14 protein-coding genes are annotated in these 16419 nt (G+C 62.9%); all 14 read left to right on the top strand.

All coding sequences use genetic code 11. From position 1 onward, the window contains the following. Positions 1-126 precede the first annotated feature (126 nt). Positions 127-2013: an asparagine synthase (glutamine-hydrolyzing) gene (gene asnB, locus B3C64_RS06850; RefSeq protein ID WP_291534645.1), complete on the top strand. Its 1887-nt coding sequence runs from the start codon at positions 127-129 to the stop codon at positions 2011-2013. A gap of 337 nt (positions 2014-2350) precedes the next feature. Further along, a complete protein-coding gene (infC, locus tag B3C64_RS06845) occupies positions 2351-3046 on the top strand; it encodes a translation initiation factor IF-3 (protein ID WP_291534643.1) in 696 nt (231 codons plus the stop codon). A gap of 18 nt (positions 3047-3064) precedes the next feature. Continuing rightward, positions 3065-3259, top strand: coding sequence for a 50S ribosomal protein L35 (gene rpmI, locus B3C64_RS06840; protein ID WP_291534641.1), 195 nt, complete (start codon positions 3065-3067; stop codon positions 3257-3259). 51 nt (positions 3260-3310) lie between these two features. Then, positions 3311-3694 carry a 50S ribosomal protein L20 gene (gene rplT, locus B3C64_RS06835; RefSeq protein WP_291534639.1) on the top strand — a complete coding sequence of 128 codons (384 nt, stop codon included), beginning with the start codon at positions 3311-3313 and terminating at the stop codon, positions 3692-3694. A gap of 178 nt (positions 3695-3872) precedes the next feature. Then, positions 3873-4826, top strand: coding sequence for a site-specific tyrosine recombinase XerD (xerD, locus tag B3C64_RS06830; RefSeq protein ID WP_291534648.1), 954 nt, complete (start codon positions 3873-3875; stop codon positions 4824-4826). A gap of 87 nt (positions 4827-4913) precedes the next feature. Then, positions 4914-5753, top strand: coding sequence for a ParA family protein (locus B3C64_RS06825; protein ID WP_291534637.1), 840 nt, complete (start codon positions 4914-4916; stop codon positions 5751-5753). A gap of 146 nt (positions 5754-5899) precedes the next feature. Beyond that, positions 5900-6703: an NUDIX hydrolase gene (locus tag B3C64_RS06820; protein WP_291534647.1), complete on the top strand. Its 804-nt coding sequence runs from the start codon at positions 5900-5902 to the stop codon at positions 6701-6703. Positions 6704-6803: 100 nt separating this feature from the next. Further along, entirely contained in the window at positions 6804-8084 is a 1281-nt protein-coding gene (gene nadA, locus B3C64_RS06815) for a quinolinate synthase NadA (RefSeq protein ID WP_291534635.1), read from the top strand. Next, positions 8081-9778, top strand: a complete 1698-nt coding sequence (gene nadB, locus B3C64_RS06810) for an L-aspartate oxidase (RefSeq protein WP_291534633.1) — start codon at positions 8081-8083, stop codon at positions 9776-9778. The genes nadA and nadB overlap by 4 nt, the downstream gene beginning before the upstream one ends. A gap of 36 nt (positions 9779-9814) precedes the next feature. Further along, complete coding sequence (nadC, locus tag B3C64_RS06805; protein ID WP_291534632.1) at positions 9815-10699, top strand: carboxylating nicotinate-nucleotide diphosphorylase; 885 nt, start codon at positions 9815-9817, stop codon at positions 10697-10699. After that, positions 10696-11970 carry a cysteine desulfurase family protein gene (locus tag B3C64_RS06800; RefSeq protein ID WP_291534631.1) on the top strand — a complete coding sequence of 425 codons (1275 nt, stop codon included), beginning with the start codon at positions 10696-10698 and terminating at the stop codon, positions 11968-11970. Before nadC ends, B3C64_RS06800 begins: the two co-directional genes overlap by 4 nt. A gap of 256 nt (positions 11971-12226) precedes the next feature. Then, positions 12227-13687, top strand: coding sequence for a purine-cytosine permease family protein (locus tag B3C64_RS06795; protein ID WP_291534629.1), 1461 nt, complete (start codon positions 12227-12229; stop codon positions 13685-13687). Continuing rightward, positions 13684-14244 (top strand): isochorismatase family protein, encoded by a 561-nt coding sequence (locus B3C64_RS06790; RefSeq protein ID WP_291534626.1) that lies wholly within the window; start codon positions 13684-13686, stop codon positions 14242-14244. The genes B3C64_RS06795 and B3C64_RS06790 overlap by 4 nt, the downstream gene beginning before the upstream one ends. Positions 14245-14497: 253 nt before the next feature. After that, positions 14498-16419 (top strand): translational GTPase TypA (gene typA, locus B3C64_RS06785; RefSeq protein WP_291534624.1); only part of this gene is annotated, 1922 nt, incomplete at its 3' end.

Raw genomic sequence — 16419 nt, 5'->3', positions numbered from 1 at the left:
GCAATGCGTAAGAGATGTGGAGATTCTCCCTTAAGGGTCATTTGGGGGAAACCGCGCTGTGTTGCGCCGATATCCGTTGTTAGACTGGCCGCGGGATAGAGATATTCAGGAGGAATTTGGTTCCATATGTGTGGTATCGCAGGATTCGTCAACGACATGCCCATCGATGTCAAGTGCCCGGTGCTCAAGCGCATGACCGACATCATCGCGCATCGCGGGCCGGATGACGAGGGCCATTACATCGACGAGCACGCCGCGTTGGGGCACCGGCGGTTGAGCATCATCGACCTCGGCGGCGGCAAGCAGCCCATCTACAACGAAGACGGCTCGCTGGTCATCACCTTCAACGGCGAGATCTACAATTACCAGCCTTTGCGTGAGGAACTGGTCGCGGCGGGCCACACCTTCACCACCAAAAGCGACACGGAAGTGCTGCTGCACGGCTATGAGCAGTGGGGCGTGGACCTGCTGCAGAAGATCCGCGGCATGTTCACGTTCGTGATCTGGGACAAGAACAGGCGCGAGCTGTTCGGAGCCCGCGACCATTTCGGCATCAAGCCCTTCTACTACGCCAAGATGAACGGCACGTTCATGTACGCGTCGGAGATCAAGAGCCTGCTGCGGCACCCCGACTTCGTCAAGGAGCTCAACGCCGAGGCGCTCAAACCGTACATGACGTTCCAGTACCCGGCGATGGGCGAGACCTTCTTCAAAGGCGTGTACAAGCTTCCGGAAGGGCATTACTTCATCTACCGCGACGGCAAGATGGACGTGCGCCGGTACTACGACGAGCGTTTCCGCGAAAGCGACCAGCGGCTCGACGAACTGGTCGGTTCGATCGACCGGACGGTGTGCGATTCCGTCAAGGCGCACCAGATCGCCGACGTCGAAGTGGGCTCGTTCCTGTCCAGCGGCGTCGATTCCAGCTATGTGGCCGCGGTGGCCCGCCCCGAGCACACGTATTCGATCGGCTTCGGCAAGGGCACGTACAACGAATCCCAGCAGGCCGGCGAGCTTGCCGAGTTGCTCAAGCTCAACAACACGGCCGAATCCCTGACCGACGAGGAGGCGTTCGCGGCGTTCCCGCGCATCCAATGGCATCTGGACGAGCCGGATTCCAATCCGAGCTGCGTGCCGCTGTACTTCCTGTCGGCGCTGGCCGCGAAGGACGTCAAGGTCGTGCTGAGCGGCGAGGGGGCCGACGAGCTGTTCGCCGGCTACATCGACTACGGCGTGCACACCAAGGTCAAGGCCATCAAGGTGGTCACGCGCTGGCTGCAGCATCTGCCGGCCGGCGCGCGCCACGCGATCGCCCGATTCTGCAAGGGCAAGACGTTCCATGGCGCATGGCACCTGTACTCCAACCTCGCCCCGGCCGAGGAAAGCTTCATCGGCCAGGCGCGCGTGTTCGAGGAATCCGAATCGGACAAGCTGCTCAAGCCCGAGTACCGCAAGGCGCCGAGCGTGCGGAGCATCGTCGACAAGACCTACGCCCGCGTCGAAGGCAAGGGATTGAGCGAACTGAAGAAGAAGCAGTACCTCGACATGCACCAGTGGATGCCGGGCGACATTCTGCTCAAGGCCGACAAGATGACGATGGCCCACTCCCTGGAGCTGCGCGTGCCGCTGCTCGACAAGGAGCTGATGGGCGTGGCCGAGAAGGTGCCCACCAAGTACCTGATCACCGACGAGAACACCAAATACGCGTTCCGCCAGGCCGCGGGCAAGCATCTGCCCAAGGAATGGTACGACCGCGAGAAGCTCGGATTCCCCGTGCCGATCAGGAAGTGGCTCCGCGAGGAGAAGTTCTACAAGTACGTGCGCTCCGTGTTCGAACGCGATTACGTGAGCCGCTTCTTCGACCAGGACGCGCTGCTCAGAATGATCGACGACAACTACACGGGCAAGACGGACGACCGCCGCAAGATCTGGACGGTCTACTCCTTCCTCACCTGGTACGACGTGTACTTCGTGCACGACGGCACCAAGCCCGAGGTCATCGACATCGACTGACGGCGACGGACGCCATCCGGCTGGACGCGGGGCTTCCGGCCTCGCTGGTCCAGAATTGGCGCCGGACCGGAAACGCGCCCCGGGACCATGCGACACGCAATGGTCCCGGGGTGTGGTATTATCTACAAGGCTTGAGAAATCAAGAAAGCGGGACATCCCCACCTGGAAGCCTTTCATGGCCTCGGGTTCAGGCAGAAGCCTCCATCATCACAGATGGTGCAGGACGAAATCGAATTCGTCATACCGCCGCAACGTCGTGTTGCCGTGGCCTGCTTCGCCGTGAACATGCGAGACTCTGGAAAGCTGCCAATCCGGAGACGTTCCCACTGAACGGAACATGAGGATTGGAGTCATCATCAGCGACGAACCACGCATTAACGACGAGATTCGCGTCTCCCAGGTGCGTCTGATCGGCCCGAACGGCGAGCAGGTGGGAGTCATCGCGACTTCCGTCGCACTGAACCTGGCAAAGGAAGCGAACCTCGATCTCGTCGAGGTGGCGCCCAACGCGAAGCCTCCGGTCGCCAAGCTCATCGATTACGGCAAGTTCAAGTACAACGAGAAGATCAAGGCCCGTGAGGCCCGTCGCAATCAGAGCACCGCGGAAGTCAAGGAAATCCGCTTCCGTCTGAAGATCGACGACCACGACTTCGAGGTCAAGAAGGGGCACGTCGTGCGCTTTCTGACCGGCGGAGACAAGGTCAAGGTCACCATCATGCTGCGTGGCCGCGAGCAGTCCCGCCCGATCGGCGGCGTCGAGCTGCTGCGTCGTCTTGCCGGCGAAGTGGAGGAATACGGCACCATCGAATTCGCTCCGAAGCAGGAAGGCCGCAACATCATCATGACGCTTGCGCCCAAGGGCAAGAAGGTGCACACCCAGTCCGAGCAGCGCCGCCGCGGCAACCAGTCCCGCGCCGAGCGCCAGGCCCGGCAGGCTGCACGTCTGGCGGCCAAGCAGGAAGCCCAGGCGAAGGCCGCGGCCGAAGCCAAGGCTGCGGTGTCGGCCGACAAGAAGACTTCCGAATCGAAGTAACAAACAAGGAGGGCAGCAATGCCGAAGATGAAAACTAATTCCGCCGCTTCCAAGCGCGTCCGCGTGACCGGTTCCGGCAAGCTGATGCACGCCGGCTCCGCAATGCGCCACAACCTCGAGCACAAGTCCGCTCGTAAGCGCCGCGAGCTGAAGGCCGACGGTGTTCTGGCCACTTCCCAGAGCAAGAACATGAAGAAGCTGCTCGCCCGCTGAATTCGGCGAGAGCGGAACAACAAGACTTAATAGAAAGCTGAGGAATCAAATATGGCACGTGTCAAGCGCGCAGTGAACGCCCACAAGAAGCGTCGCGTCGTTCTCGAGAGGGCTTCCGGTTACCGTGGCCAGCGCTCCCGTCTGTACCGCAAGGCCAAGGAGCAGCTGCTTCACTCCTTTACCTACAACTTCCGCGACCGCAAGGCTCGCAAGGGCGACTTCCGCAAGCTGTGGATCCAGCGCATCAACGCTGCCGTCCGTGCTGAGGGCATCACCTACAACCGCTTCATCCAGGGCCTGCACCTCGCCGGCATCGAACTGGACCGTCGCGCCCTCGCCGAGCTGGCCGTCTCCGACCCGGAGACCTTCAAGGTCATCGTCGAGCAGGCCAAGGCCGCTCTTCCGGCTGACGTGAACGCTCCGAAGGAAGCCTGAGCTTCTTTTCGCTGAACAAGCGTGTTTGCATTGACCCCCGCCCTGCCTAGGAGCGGGGGTCAATTGCATTCCCGGCAGCGCGCCGGATGCTTCGGCACGAGCGGGACGCGGGCGACGGGAAGGAAACTGGACGAGGCGCAGAGCGGGCCAAGACGGGACAATGATGGACGAGGGCACGATGGACGATATGAAACGACTGGTCAAACAATATCTCGCGCATATCGACGTGGAACGGGGATTGTCGAAGGCCACGGTGTCGGCCTATGGCTCCGATCTGGGCAAATACACCGACTGGCTCGCCGAGCATGGCGTCTCGCGGCTGGAACAGGTGACCACGCAACGGGTCGAGGACTACATCGCCTTCCTCGACGCCTCGGGCGAGTCCGCGCGCAGCAAGGCGCGCAGGCTCGCCAGCATCCACGCGTTCCACCGTTTCGCGCTTGGCGAGCACGCCGTATCGGATGATGTGTCGTCACAGGTCAAGGCGCCCAAAGGGGCCGGCACGCTGCCCGAGGTGCTGACGGTGGATGAGGTCGCGCGGCTGCTCGACGCGATTCCCGTGTCGCAGAACCGCGCGCTTGGCGGCGCGTCCCAGGATGTTCCCGACGATCCGGCGATGCTTCGCGACAAGGCGCTGTTGGAATTCATGTACGCGACGGGATCGCGCGTGTCGGAGGCCTGCGGCGCGAATCTGAACGATATCGACCTCGACGGGAAGATCGTTCGGTTGACGGGCAAAGGTTCCAAACAGCGGTTGGTTCCGATCGGCGGCTGCGCCTGCGAGGCCGTCTCCAGATACCTGCGGGGCGGGCGTCCCGCGCTGGAGGCGAAATCGAAAGGCCCCGCAGAACGGCAGGCGCTGTTCCTCAACAAACGCGGACGCCGGCTGTCGAGGCAATCGGTGTGGGAGATCATCCGCGCGGCGGGGGAACGCGCGCATATCGGCAAGCCGTTGCACCCGCACATCCTGCGCCATTCCTTCGCCACCCATCTGATCCAAGGCGGCGCCGACGTGCGCACCGTGCAGGAGCTGCTGGGCCATGCCAGCGTCACCACGACGCAGATATACACGCATGTGAGCCCGGAAAACCTCATCGAAACGTATCTGACCTCCCATCCGCGCGCGAGATGACGGTGTTGCTGCCGCCATGTGCGGAGACCATGGGATAGCATGTACAACAGTGAACGATGACACGAGGATGTTGGTAAGGTAAACGGTATGCCTACGGATTTGCTTGGACGTGATTATGAGACTTTTCCCGCGCCGGAACCGTTGCGGACGCACGGTCCCGCGAGGGTCATCGCCATGTGCAATCAGAAAGGTGGCGTCGGCAAGACCACCAGTTCCATCAATATCGCCGGGGCGCTGAGCCAGTATGGACGACGCGTGCTGATTGTCGATTTCGACCCGCAGGGCGCGGCGACGGTGGGACTGGGCATCAACGCCAACACGGTGGAGGACACGGTGTACACGGCGCTGTTCAACCCGCGCATGGACGTGCATGACGTGATCCGCCACACGGATTTCGAGAACCTCGACATCATGCCGGCCAACATCGACCTGTCGGCCGCCGAGGTGCAGCTGGTCACCGAAGTGGGCCGCGAGCAGATACTCGCCGGCGTGCTTCGCCAGGTGAAGGACGAATACGACGTGATCATCGTCGATTGCCAGCCGTCCCTCGGCCTGCTGACGGTGAACGCGCTGACTGCCGCGGACGGCGTGATCATCCCGGTCGCCGCCGAATTCTTCGCGCTGCGCGGCGTCGCATTGCTGATGCAGTCGATCGAGAAGGTGCAGACCCGCATCAACCCCGGACTTGAGGTGTACGGCGTGCTGGTGACGATGTTCACGCACACCTTGCACTGCGACGAGGTGCTGCAGCGCATCTACGAGGCGTTCCAGAACAAGGTGTTCCATTCGGTGATCTCCCGTTCCATCAAACTGCCCGACGCCACCGTGGCGGCGGCCCCGATCACCATCTACGCGCCGAACCACAAGACGGCTAAGGAATACCGCGAGGTCTCCCGCGAACTGATCGCCAAGGGCATCGTCGCGTGAACGGCATCGGATGAATCCATGAATCGGCTCCCGGGAGGGAGCCGATTCCGTTTTTCGGCATGGCCCGAAACCCACTTATAGTCATGTTGACTATAAGTGGTACACTCATACCTCGTAACCATTCGAACCGGTGGAACGAGGGCATGATGATCATGGGCAACGTTTCGGAGCGGCGCAGACAGCCCCCGCAGGTCGGCGTGTCCGTGGTGATTCTGGCCTTGGGGCCGGCATCCAGGGACAGCGCGACGACCGCGGACTCGGCCTGCGACGATGCCGGTTCGACGCTGTGGATGCCCTTGGTGAGGCGCGTGCGGCAGCCGTTCCTCGGGCAATGGGCGTTGCCCGGCGGAGACCTGCGGGCCGACCATTCGCTGGAGCAATCGGCCTATGCCGCATTGGAATCCACGACGTCGCTGCACCCACGGTATCTGGAACAGCTGTATACCTTCGGCGATCCCGCGCGTTCGCATGGCGGTCTGCCGATGGTGTCCATCGTGTATTGGGCGCTGGTGGGCTCCGTCGACGAACACGCCGGCCTCGTCGACGGCGACAACGTCAAATGGTTCCCGGTGGACCATCTGCCTCAACTGGCCTTCGACCATCGCGCGATCATCGATTACGCGCTGAGCAGGCTGCGGGGCAAAATCGAATATCCTCAGGTCGTCGCCCGATTGGTGGGCGATCGTTTCACGCTCAGCCAATTGCACGACGTCTACGAGGCGGTGGCCGGGCAGACCATCGATCTGGCGAATTTCCGCCGCAAGATGCTCGCATCCGGACAATTGGAAGGCACCGGCGAGAAACTGAGGGTCGGGCGCAACCGTCCAGCCGCCGTGTATCGATACGCCAAAGACGCGCTCCGGCAGTCCGCGACGTGGACCTGCGCGCCGGTGGAACCCGCGGCCGTCGCAACGCCGGATGACGCGATCACGGCGCTCACCACGGTCTGAACCGCATCGGCGGAACCGCTGGCGACCGCTACTAGGTGATCGCCGTTAGTACGACTTACAAACACATCGTTTCAACAACCAACAGAAGGGGAGGCACGGTATGGCCGCGACACTGTCATCACCGTCCGTAGACGAAATCATCGCCCGGTTGGGCGCGCAAAGCACCTGTGACGCGGGTCTGACGCAGGATCCGTGGCACTTCGACACCACCAAGCCGAGCTACGGCCCCGGCGCATCCATGTTCGACCCGCTGCCGGGCAACGCGCCGCGCCAGCAGATGCTGCCGCAGGAATACCGCGACGCATCCGACGAGGAGCTCCAGGAACGCATCCGGGCCGCCAAATCCAGGCTCGGCAGCAAACTCCTGATCCTCGGGCACTTCTACCAGCGCGACGAGATCATCGTCCACGCCGATTTCGTGGGCGATTCCTTCCAGCTCGCCAAGAACGCGACCGAACGCCCCGACGCCGACCACATCGTCTTCTGCGGCGTGCACTTCATGGCCGAAACCGCCGACATCCTCTCCACACCCGAACAGACCGTGACGCTGCCGAACCTCTCCGCGGGTTGCTCGATGGCCGATATGGCGAACATCGACCAAGTGCAGGATTGCTGGGACCAGCTCGGCGAGATCTGCGGTACGAAGCCGGATGCCGACGGTCTCCAGCAGATCATTCCGGTCACCTACATGAACTCCTCGGCCGCTCTGAAGGCGTTCTGCGGACGCCACGGCGGCATCGTCTGCACCTCCTCGAACGCCCACGCGGTGCTCGAATGGGCGTTCGCCCGCGGCAAGCGCGTGCTGTTCTTCCCCGACCAGCACCTCGGCCGCAACACCGCGCTCGCCATGGGCATGAGCCTCGACCAGATGCCGGTGTGGAACCCGTACAAGCCGGCGGGCGGCGCAGAGGATCCCGCGGTGTACGCCAACGCGAAGATGATTCTATGGAAGGGCTTCTGCTCCGTGCACCAGCGCTTCACCGTCGAACAGGTGGAACGCGCCCGCAAGGCGTATCCGGGCGTCAAGGTGATCGTGCACCCCGAATGCTCGATGGACGTCGTCAACGCGGCGGACGGCACCGGCTCCACCGCATACATCGTCAAGGAGATCGCCAACGCGCCGGCCGGATCCGCGATTGCCGTCGGCACGGAGATCAACCTCGTCAACCGTCTGGCCGCGCAGTACCCGGACAAGACCGTTTTCTGCCTCGACCCCGTGGTCTGCCCATGCTCCACGATGTACCGCATCCACCCCGCATATCTGGCATGGGCGCTGGAGAACATCGAGCAGGGCAACATCGTCAACCGCATCACCGTGGACGACGACACCGCGCGTGACGCGAAAATCGCACTGCAGCGCATGCTGGAGGTACACCCATGATCGTCGTGGTCGGAGCCGGCATCGCCGGATTGAGCGCGGCGCTCGCGGCCGCGGGGGACGAACGCCTCGGCCAAGAGGGATTGCGCTTGGAAGGACGGGCGGCGCTCGCGGACGGAGCGAAACGCCATCCCCAGGAAGTGCTGCTGGTCTGCAAGGACGAATTCGTGGAATCGAACACCTACCACGCGCAAGGCGGCGTGGCATCCGCGATCTTCGACGATGACGACCCCGCGTTGCACGCCGCCGACACCATGGCGGCGGGACACGGCCTGTGCGACCGCACGGCGGTCGACATCCTGACCGACGAAGGCGCGCGCCGCGTCCGCGAACTCATCGATGACGGATGGCGCGTCGACCGCGACGAACAGGGCCACGTGCTCCGCGGACTCGAAGCGGCGCACTGCCGCTCCCGCGTCGTGCACGCTGGCGGAGACGCCACCGGCAAGGTGCTGGAACTCGACGTGTCCGCCATGGTGAAGGCCAACCCGAACATCACCGTGCTGGAACATGCCTTCCTGAACGACGTGGTGGTGCGCGACGGCCATGTCGCCGGGGTACGGCTTTCGGTCCGCGACGCCAAGGGCGGCGTGCGGCCGCGCGTCGTCACCGCCGAACGCGTCATCCTCGCCACTGGGGGAGCGGGCAGACTCTATCCGTACACCACCAATCCATCGGTCGCCACCGGCGATGGACTCGCCGCGGCATTGCGGGCCGGAGCGCAGGTCGCCGATCTGGAGTTCTACCAGTTCCACCCTACGGCCATGGCCATCGGCGAGCATTTCCTCGTCTCCGAAGCCGTTCGCGGCGAAGGCGCGGTATTGCTCGACGAACACGGGCACCGCTTCATGACCGACATCGACCCGAAGGCCGAACTCGCGCCACGCGACGTGGTGGCGCGGGCCAACTTCCGCACCATGCAGGCGCAGGGCGGCAAACCGGTCATGCTCGACGTGTCGCCGATGGCCAAGGAAAACCCCGATCTGGCGGAATTCCTCCGCCACCGTTTCCCGACCATCGACGCCTACACGCGCGAACTCGGATTCGACTGGAGCAAGGAGCCCATTCCCGTCGCGCCGGCGGCGCACTACTGGATGGGCGGCATCCGCACCGACCTGTTCGGACGCTCAAGCATTCCCGGCCTGTATGCGGCGGGCGAATGCGCCCGCACCGGTGTGCAGGGCGCCAACCGCCTCGCCTCGAACTCCCTGCTCGAAGGCATGGTCTACGGATACCGCGCTGGCCTCGCCGCGGCCAGCGATCGAGCCGACGCCACATGGCGGCCACAGGACTTCGACAACAGCGAGATCCCCGGTCTGCCGGTCTGCCAGAAGCCGATGACCATCCATACGCCGGCCGCGCGCGACGCGATGGTGCGGCCATGGGACCGTACACATATCGAAAACACGATGTGGAGGCATGTGGGCGTGATCCGCACCGGCGAAAGCCTCGCCACGGCGGTCGCCGAACTCGGCGCCGGCCTCGCGGCCGCCAACGCCGAATACCACGACGGCACATCCGCGGCGGAATACGCGCAGGCGGTCACCGGATGGGAGAACCGCAATCTGCTCACCGTCGGATACGCCGCGGCCATCGCGGCGCACAACCGTTGCGAATCGCGCGGCGCGCACACCAGGCAGGATTATCCGACGCATAATCCGACCATCGCGCATTCCATCGCCTACGTCATGGCATAGCGTCATCAACGCGTCATCAACGAAAGGACCACAACCATGCTGACCCGCCAGGTCATCCGCAAGGCGGTCGAGGCGGCGCTTGAGGAAGACGCCCCCAACGGCGACATCACCTGCGAGACCACCATTCCCGTCGACGCCAGTGGGGCCGCCAGACTCGTCGCCCGCGAACAGGGCGTGATGAGCGGCATCGACGTGTTCGCCGCGGCCTTCGCCGCGCAGAACCCCGCCGTCGTCGTGAAACCGGCCATCAAGGACGGCGGACGGTTCACCGCGGGGCAAACGCTCGCCGAAGCCGTCGGACCGGTGCGCGACCTGCTCACCGCGGAACGCATCGCGCTGAACTTCACCCAGCGCATGTGCGGCATCGCCACCATGACCGACGCCTTCGTCAAGGCCGCGGAAGGAGCCGCCGCATTGCCTGACTACCGCGCTCCGCGCACCTACGCGCGCACCCGCATCGTCGACACGCGCAAAACCACGCCCGGACTGCGGCCGTTCGAAAAGTACGCGGTCGTCTGCGGCGGCGGCCATAACCACCGCTACGGACTGTCGGACGCGGTGATGGTGAAGGACAACCATCTCGCGGCGCTCGCCGAACAGGGCATCGACATGGCCGGCGCGATCAGGCACATCCGCGAACAGGTCGGACACACGACGCATATCGAGGTCGAGGTGGACCGGCTGGAGCAGATCGACGCGGCGCTCGCCGGCGGTGCCGACACCATCATGCTCGACAACTTCTCCCTGGAAGACACGCGCAGGGGAGTGGACCGCATCGCCGGGCGCGCCATCGTCGAGGCCAGCGGCAATATGACGATCGAACGCGTGCCCGAGGTCGCGGCCACCGGAGTGGACGTGATCTCCGTCGGCGCGCTCACCCACAGCGTCCGCAGCATCGATCTGGGATTGGACTGGCAATGACGGGCATGTATCTCGACGCGGCCTCCACCGAACCGGTCAGCGAAGACGTCATCCGTGCGATGATGCCGTTCCTGACCGAGGCATATGCGAATCCGATGAGCGTGCACAGCGCGGGAAAGACCGCGGCGAAGGCGCTGGAAGCCGCCCGCGCCTCGCTGGCGGCCGACTTGGGCGCGCGTCCGGACGATGTGATTTTCACTTCCGGCGGCACCGAATCCGACAATCTCGCCGTCAAAGGCATCGCCATGGCACGGATTCGCAGGATGCGCGATGCATACGGCGAATCCGTGACGCCCCGCATCATCGTCTCGTCCATCGAACATCCGGCTGTGCTGGAATCCGCGCGATGGCTGGAACGCTGGTTCGGATGCGAGGTCGTGGAGATTCCCGTCGATGCCCAGGCGCATATCGATCTGGACGCGTTGCGTGGGGAACTCGAACAGGGAAGGCTGGATGTTCCTTCCGAAACCGCCAAGCCACGCAATGCCACGGTGTTGGTTTCCGCCATGCTCGCCAACAACGAGGTGGGCACGGTGGAGCCTGTGGACGACATCGCGCGCATCGCGCATGCGTGTGGCGTGCCGCTGCACGTGGACGCGGTGCAGGCCGCGGGGCAGATTCCGATCCGCATGCGCGAATGGGACGTGGACGCGATGAGCCTATCCGGACACAAGTTCGGCACACCGAAGGGATTGGGCGCGTTGCTGCTCCGTTCCCGCGTGCCCATCGAGCCGCTGATCAACGGCGGCGGGCAGGAACGCTCCCTGCGCTCGGGCACGCAGAATGTGGCCGGCGCCGTCGCGCTGGCCGTGGCGTTGCGTGACGCGAACACCAGGATGCGGGGAATCCAGCGGCAACTGGTCGCCTCCCGCGACCGTCTCATCGACGCCGTCATGCGCGTCGAGCCCAAGGCGCGACTCACCGGCGATCCGATGCGTCGGCTTCCCGGCCATGCGTCATTCGTGTTCCCAGGGCTTTCCGGCGAGGCGTTGCTGGTGGATCTCGACGCGCGCGGCATCGCGTGCTCGTCCGGTTCCGCATGCGCCGTGGGACGCCATGAGGCCCCCGGCACGCTGCTGGCCATGGGATATGCGGAACCGGTTGCGAAATCCGCCGTCCGCATGACCTTCCGCGAACCGCTCGCACCGGAACAGATCAACCAGATCGCGGCCGCCGTGGAGGAATCCTGCACATCGCTGTGCGCCGCTTCGACGGTGCATGACGCTTCGATCAACGTTCAGGCGCAGCTATTTATGAGTAACAACGGGTAAGGATTCCCATGCAATTGCCGTGGTGGAAATCATACGAGGCGCATAGATGAAAGGTTTATGATTATGGAGTCTCCCACTGTGGCAGTTGGTGCCGCGTTCTTACATGCATGGTTTACGTATGCGGTCCAATTAGATACAGTCACATTTTTATAACTAGGCGCGTTTCATACATTCACACGTCTGGCACAGGGCTTTATAGGTCGGTTAGGCGTGCATGCTGTCAACTGCGCCATAGAAGAGAAGGGATTATGATCGCATGACTGGAGAAGACAATAATTCCGGCCTTTCCATCGAGGAACAAGGTATCGATATCATCGACGAATCTGAGCGGAAAGGTACGCCGCGCAGCCTGTTCTGGCCGTGGTTCGCTTCCAACATCTCTGTGCTGTCCATGTCGTACGGCGCATGGGGACTCGGTTTCGGCATCTCGTTCTGGCAGGCTACTGTCGCAGCCATCATCGGCGTGGTGGCATCGTTCCTGCTGGTTGGTGTGGTGTCCATCGCCGGCAAGCGTGGCAACGCGCCGACCATGGTGATTACGCGCGCCACCTTCGGAGTGGAGGGCGCAAAGGTACCATCGGCGTTAAGCTGGATTGCCACTCTCGGCTGGGAGATTTCGCTGACTGCCACGGCGGTGTTGGCTTTGGCTACCATGTTTGACCGACTTGGTTGGGGAGATGGAGCCACCGGCAAGATCATCGCCACGGTTATCGTGGTTGGCATGGTCGTCATCGCCGGCATTTTCGGCTATGACCTCATCATGCGTTTCCAGCAGGTCATCACCCTTGTCACTGCTATCGTGACCATCGGCTTCTTCGTCTTGGCATGGGGGCACATAGACTTTGCGGCTATCGCATCTGTCAAGGCTGGTGGTGTGCCAGCGGTGCTCGGCTGCTGTTTCTTCGTTATGACTGGGTTTGGACTGGGGTGGGTGAACATCGCCGCCGATTACTCGCGCTATCTGCCGCGTGCATCTTCCAACAAAGGTGTGGTGTTCTGGACTACATTCGGAGCTTCGCTCGCGCCAGTGCTGCTCATCGTTTACGGGCTGCTGCTCGCCGGCTCCGATTCAAAGATGTCTGAAGCGGTAGGCAATGATCCAATTGGCGCCATCGGCTCCATCCTTCCGACTTGGTACTTGGTGCCATTCACCATCGTCGCGGTGCTTGGCCTTATGTCCGGTGCGATTATGGACAACTATTCCAACGGACTGGCGCTGCTGTCCTTCGGCATTAAAATGCCACGTACGCTTGCGGCCGCGCTGACCGCCGCGCTCACCGTGCTCGGCGTGGTGTATGTGACGTTCTTCTCCAGTACTTTCATTGGTCCATTCCAAGGTTTTCTCATCACGCTTGGTGTGCCTATGGCGGTTTGGGCAGGTCTGTTCGTCGGCGACGTGCTCGTGCGCCGCAAGGATTACGATACCGTTGGTCTATACGACCCGAAGGGGCGTTATGGCACATGGAATGTGAAGTCCATGGTTATTCTCGCGGTCGGCACTGTACTTGGCTGGGGACTGGTGGTGAACACTGCCGCCGATTGGCTCAACTGGCAGGGATATCTGCTTGGCTTGTTCGGCGGTCGTGAAGGTAGCTGGGCATCAGCCAATCTTGGTGTGATTGTAGCTCTGGGCGTCGGTCTCGTCGGCTCGCTACTGCTGCAGCGTGGTGATATCGCCAAGCAAGAGGCGACTCTTGGAAAGGGAGAAGCGAAATGAGCATGCGGGACGATGAATGGCTGGTCGTCATCGATCGACAGAACGTGTTTGCACAAGATTGGTCTGATTGGGCTTGTGCAAATGGCTCCTTCCATGACGCCGATTCAGCATTTGAACGACTGGCTCGAGCCTATGGCGACCGCGTGGCGTACACGAGGTATGTGGCCGCTTCGCCGGTGAAAGACGCGTGGTCTGATTACTTTAAGGAGTGGCCGCAGTTCTTGGTTCCGCCGGAGGACCCGATGTATCGGCTTACCGAGGAGACCGAACGCTTTGCACGAGGGCACCCCGTGGTGAGTTGTTCCACATTCGGCAAATGGGGCGACGAACTTGCCAAGGCGATCCAGGGGAGCAAGCGCATCGTGCTGTGTGGTGTGTCCACTGATTGTTGCGTGCTTGCCACGGCCTTGGCCGCCGCGGATGCCGGCGTATCTGTTCGTGTGGCCACCGATGCTTGCATGGGCAGCACTCCGGAAAACCACCAGCTTGCGTTGGATACCATGGCGTTGTTCTCTCCATTGATTGAGCTGACCGATAGTGGGGCCATACTTTCCTGATCTTGGCTTCGTTCAGTGCCGCCGTGGCAGGCGCCATGCTGTCCACGGCGGCACCATGTATCAGACCATCGATGCCACGCGTCATTTGGCGGCTTCGTATGTTTTCGTGCTTGGGACGATTGATACGCTCGGTGTCGCAATGCTCCGTTAGAATTGATTCGGTTTGTGTGTGGGTACGGATTTCAAGTACCGATAACCAATGCGTACGTACCGAACAGTAACGCAAAGAACAGCAATATTAAGAGAGGTTTCGATGGCGGTTCGCGGCGATATCCGAAATGTAGCGATTGTGGCACACGTCGATCACGGCAAGACTACCCTGGTCAACGCGATGCTGGCCCAGTCCCACGTGTTCAACGAGCGTGAGGAAGTCCCGGATCGCGTGATGGATTCCAACGATCTGGAACGCGAGAAGGGCATCACCATCCTCGCCAAGAACACCGCGGTGAAGTACACCGGTCCGCTGGCCGCCAAGTACGGCCACCCGGAGGGCATCACCCTCAACATCATCGACACCCCCGGCCACGCCGATTTCGGCGGCGAGGTCGAGCGCGGCATCTCCATGGTGGACGGCGTCGTGCTGCTCGTCGACGCTTCCGAAGGCCCGCTGCCGCAGACCCGTTTCGTGCTGCGCAAGGCCCTGGAGGCCAAGCTGCCGGTCATCCTGTGCGTGAACAAGACCGATCGTCCGGACGCCCGCATCGAAGAGGTCGTCGGCGAATCCTCCGACCTGCTGCTGGGTCTGGCCCAGGACGTCATCGAGGAAGGCGTCGATCTCGACGAGGACAGCCTGTTCGACCTGCCGGTCATCTACTGCGCGGCCAAGGCCGGATACGCCTCCACCGAACCGCCGGCAAACGGCGCTCTGCCCGACAACGACAACCTCGAACCGTTGTTCGAAGCCATCATCAAGAACATCCCGGCTCCGGAATACGAAGAGGGCGCGCCGCTGCAGGCCCACGTCGCCAACATCGACTCCTCCGACTTCCTCGGCCGACTCGGTCTGGTCCGCATCTACAACGGCACGTTGGAGAAGGGCAAGACCTACGGCCTGTCCCGCGTGGACGGATCCCTGGAGAACTTCCGCGTCTCCGAACTGCTGCGCACGCAGGGTCTGGACCGCACCCCGGTCGAATCCGCGGGCCCCGGCGACATCGTCGCCGTCGCCGGTGTGAACGACATCATGATCGGTGAGACCATCGTCGATCCGAACGACCCGAAGCCGTTGCCGCTCATCCACGTCGACGATCCGGCCATCTCCATGACCTTCGGCGTTAACGATTCCCCGCTGGCCGGAACCGAAGGCAAGGGCCACAAGCTCACCGCCCGCATGATCAAGGACCGTCTGGACCGCGAGCTTATCGGCAACGTGTCCATCAAGGTGCTGCCGACCGAACGCCCGGACGCCTGGGAGGTTCAGGGCCGTGGCGAACTCGCGCTGGCCGTGCTCGCCGAAGAGATGCGTCGTGAAGGCTTCGAGCTGACCGTCGGCCGTCCGCAGGTGGTCACCAAGACCATCGACGGCGTGGTCAACGAGCCTATGGAGAACACCACCATCGACGTGCCGGAAGAGTACATGGGTGCGGTCACCCAGCTGATGGCCGACCGCAAGGGTCGCATGGACAACATGACCAACCACGGCTCCGGCTGGGTCCGTCTGCAGTTCACCGTGCCGTCCCGTGGCCTGATCGGCTTCCGCACCGCGCTGCTGTCCGCCACCCGCGGCACCGGCATCGCATCCTCCATCTCCGCCGGCTACGCTCCGTGGGCGGGCCAGATCGTGACCCGCCAGAACGGCTCCATGGTCTGCGACCGTCAGGGCGTCGCCACCCCGTACGCCATGCAGCGTCTGCAGGCCCGTGGCAACTTCTTCGTCGAACCGCAGTCCCCGGTGTACGAGGGCCAGGTCGTCGGCGTCAACAACAAGCCTGACGAGCTGGACGTGAACATCACGCTGGCCAAGCACATGACCAACATGCGTTCCGCCACCGCCGACGTGTTGGAGACCCTGACCCCGCCGATCAAGATGAGCCTCGAGGAGTCCCTGGACTTCGCGAACGAGGACGAGTGCGTGGAGGTCACCCCGGAGGCCATCCGCATCCGCAAGATCATCCTGAGCCGTGAGGACTGGTACAAGTGGCGCGCCAAGCAGCGTCGCCAGAACAACGCCCAGAA

Origin of the sequence: Bifidobacterium sp. UBA6881 (assembly GCA_002451435.1) — a bacterium.
GTDB lineage: Bacteria > Actinomycetota > Actinomycetes > Actinomycetales > Bifidobacteriaceae > Bifidobacterium.
The sequence above is the reverse complement of the archived record's forward strand: the minus strand, read 5'-3'. Positions and strand labels throughout refer to the sequence as shown.

Excerpts from the sequence above, each read along its gene's own strand:
- B3C64_RS06820 (WP_291534647.1), top strand. The coding sequence starts at position 5,900 with ATGATCATGGGCAACGTTTCGGAGCGGCGCAGACAGCCCCCGCAGGTC.
- infC (WP_291534643.1), top strand. The coding sequence starts at position 2,351 with ATGAGGATTGGAGTCATCATCAGCGACGAACCACGCATTAACGACGAG.
- rpmI (WP_291534641.1), top strand. The coding sequence starts at position 3,065 with ATGCCGAAGATGAAAACTAATTCCGCCGCTTCCAAGCGCGTCCGCGTG.
- B3C64_RS06790 (WP_291534626.1), top strand. The coding sequence starts at position 13,684 with ATGAGCATGCGGGACGATGAATGGCTGGTCGTCATCGATCGACAGAAC.
- nadA (WP_291534635.1), top strand. The coding sequence starts at position 6,804 with ATGGCCGCGACACTGTCATCACCGTCCGTAGACGAAATCATCGCCCGG.
- nadB (WP_291534633.1), top strand. The coding sequence starts at position 8,081 with ATGATCGTCGTGGTCGGAGCCGGCATCGCCGGATTGAGCGCGGCGCTC.
- B3C64_RS06795 (WP_291534629.1), top strand. The coding sequence starts at position 12,227 with ATGACTGGAGAAGACAATAATTCCGGCCTTTCCATCGAGGAACAAGGT.
- asnB (WP_291534645.1), top strand. The coding sequence starts at position 127 with ATGTGTGGTATCGCAGGATTCGTCAACGACATGCCCATCGATGTCAAG.
- rplT (WP_291534639.1), top strand. The coding sequence starts at position 3,311 with ATGGCACGTGTCAAGCGCGCAGTGAACGCCCACAAGAAGCGTCGCGTC.
- xerD (WP_291534648.1), top strand. The coding sequence starts at position 3,873 with ATGGACGATATGAAACGACTGGTCAAACAATATCTCGCGCATATCGAC.
- B3C64_RS06800 (WP_291534631.1), top strand. The coding sequence starts at position 10,696 with ATGACGGGCATGTATCTCGACGCGGCCTCCACCGAACCGGTCAGCGAA.
- B3C64_RS06825 (WP_291534637.1), top strand. The coding sequence starts at position 4,914 with ATGCCTACGGATTTGCTTGGACGTGATTATGAGACTTTTCCCGCGCCG.
- nadC (WP_291534632.1), top strand. The coding sequence starts at position 9,815 with ATGCTGACCCGCCAGGTCATCCGCAAGGCGGTCGAGGCGGCGCTTGAG.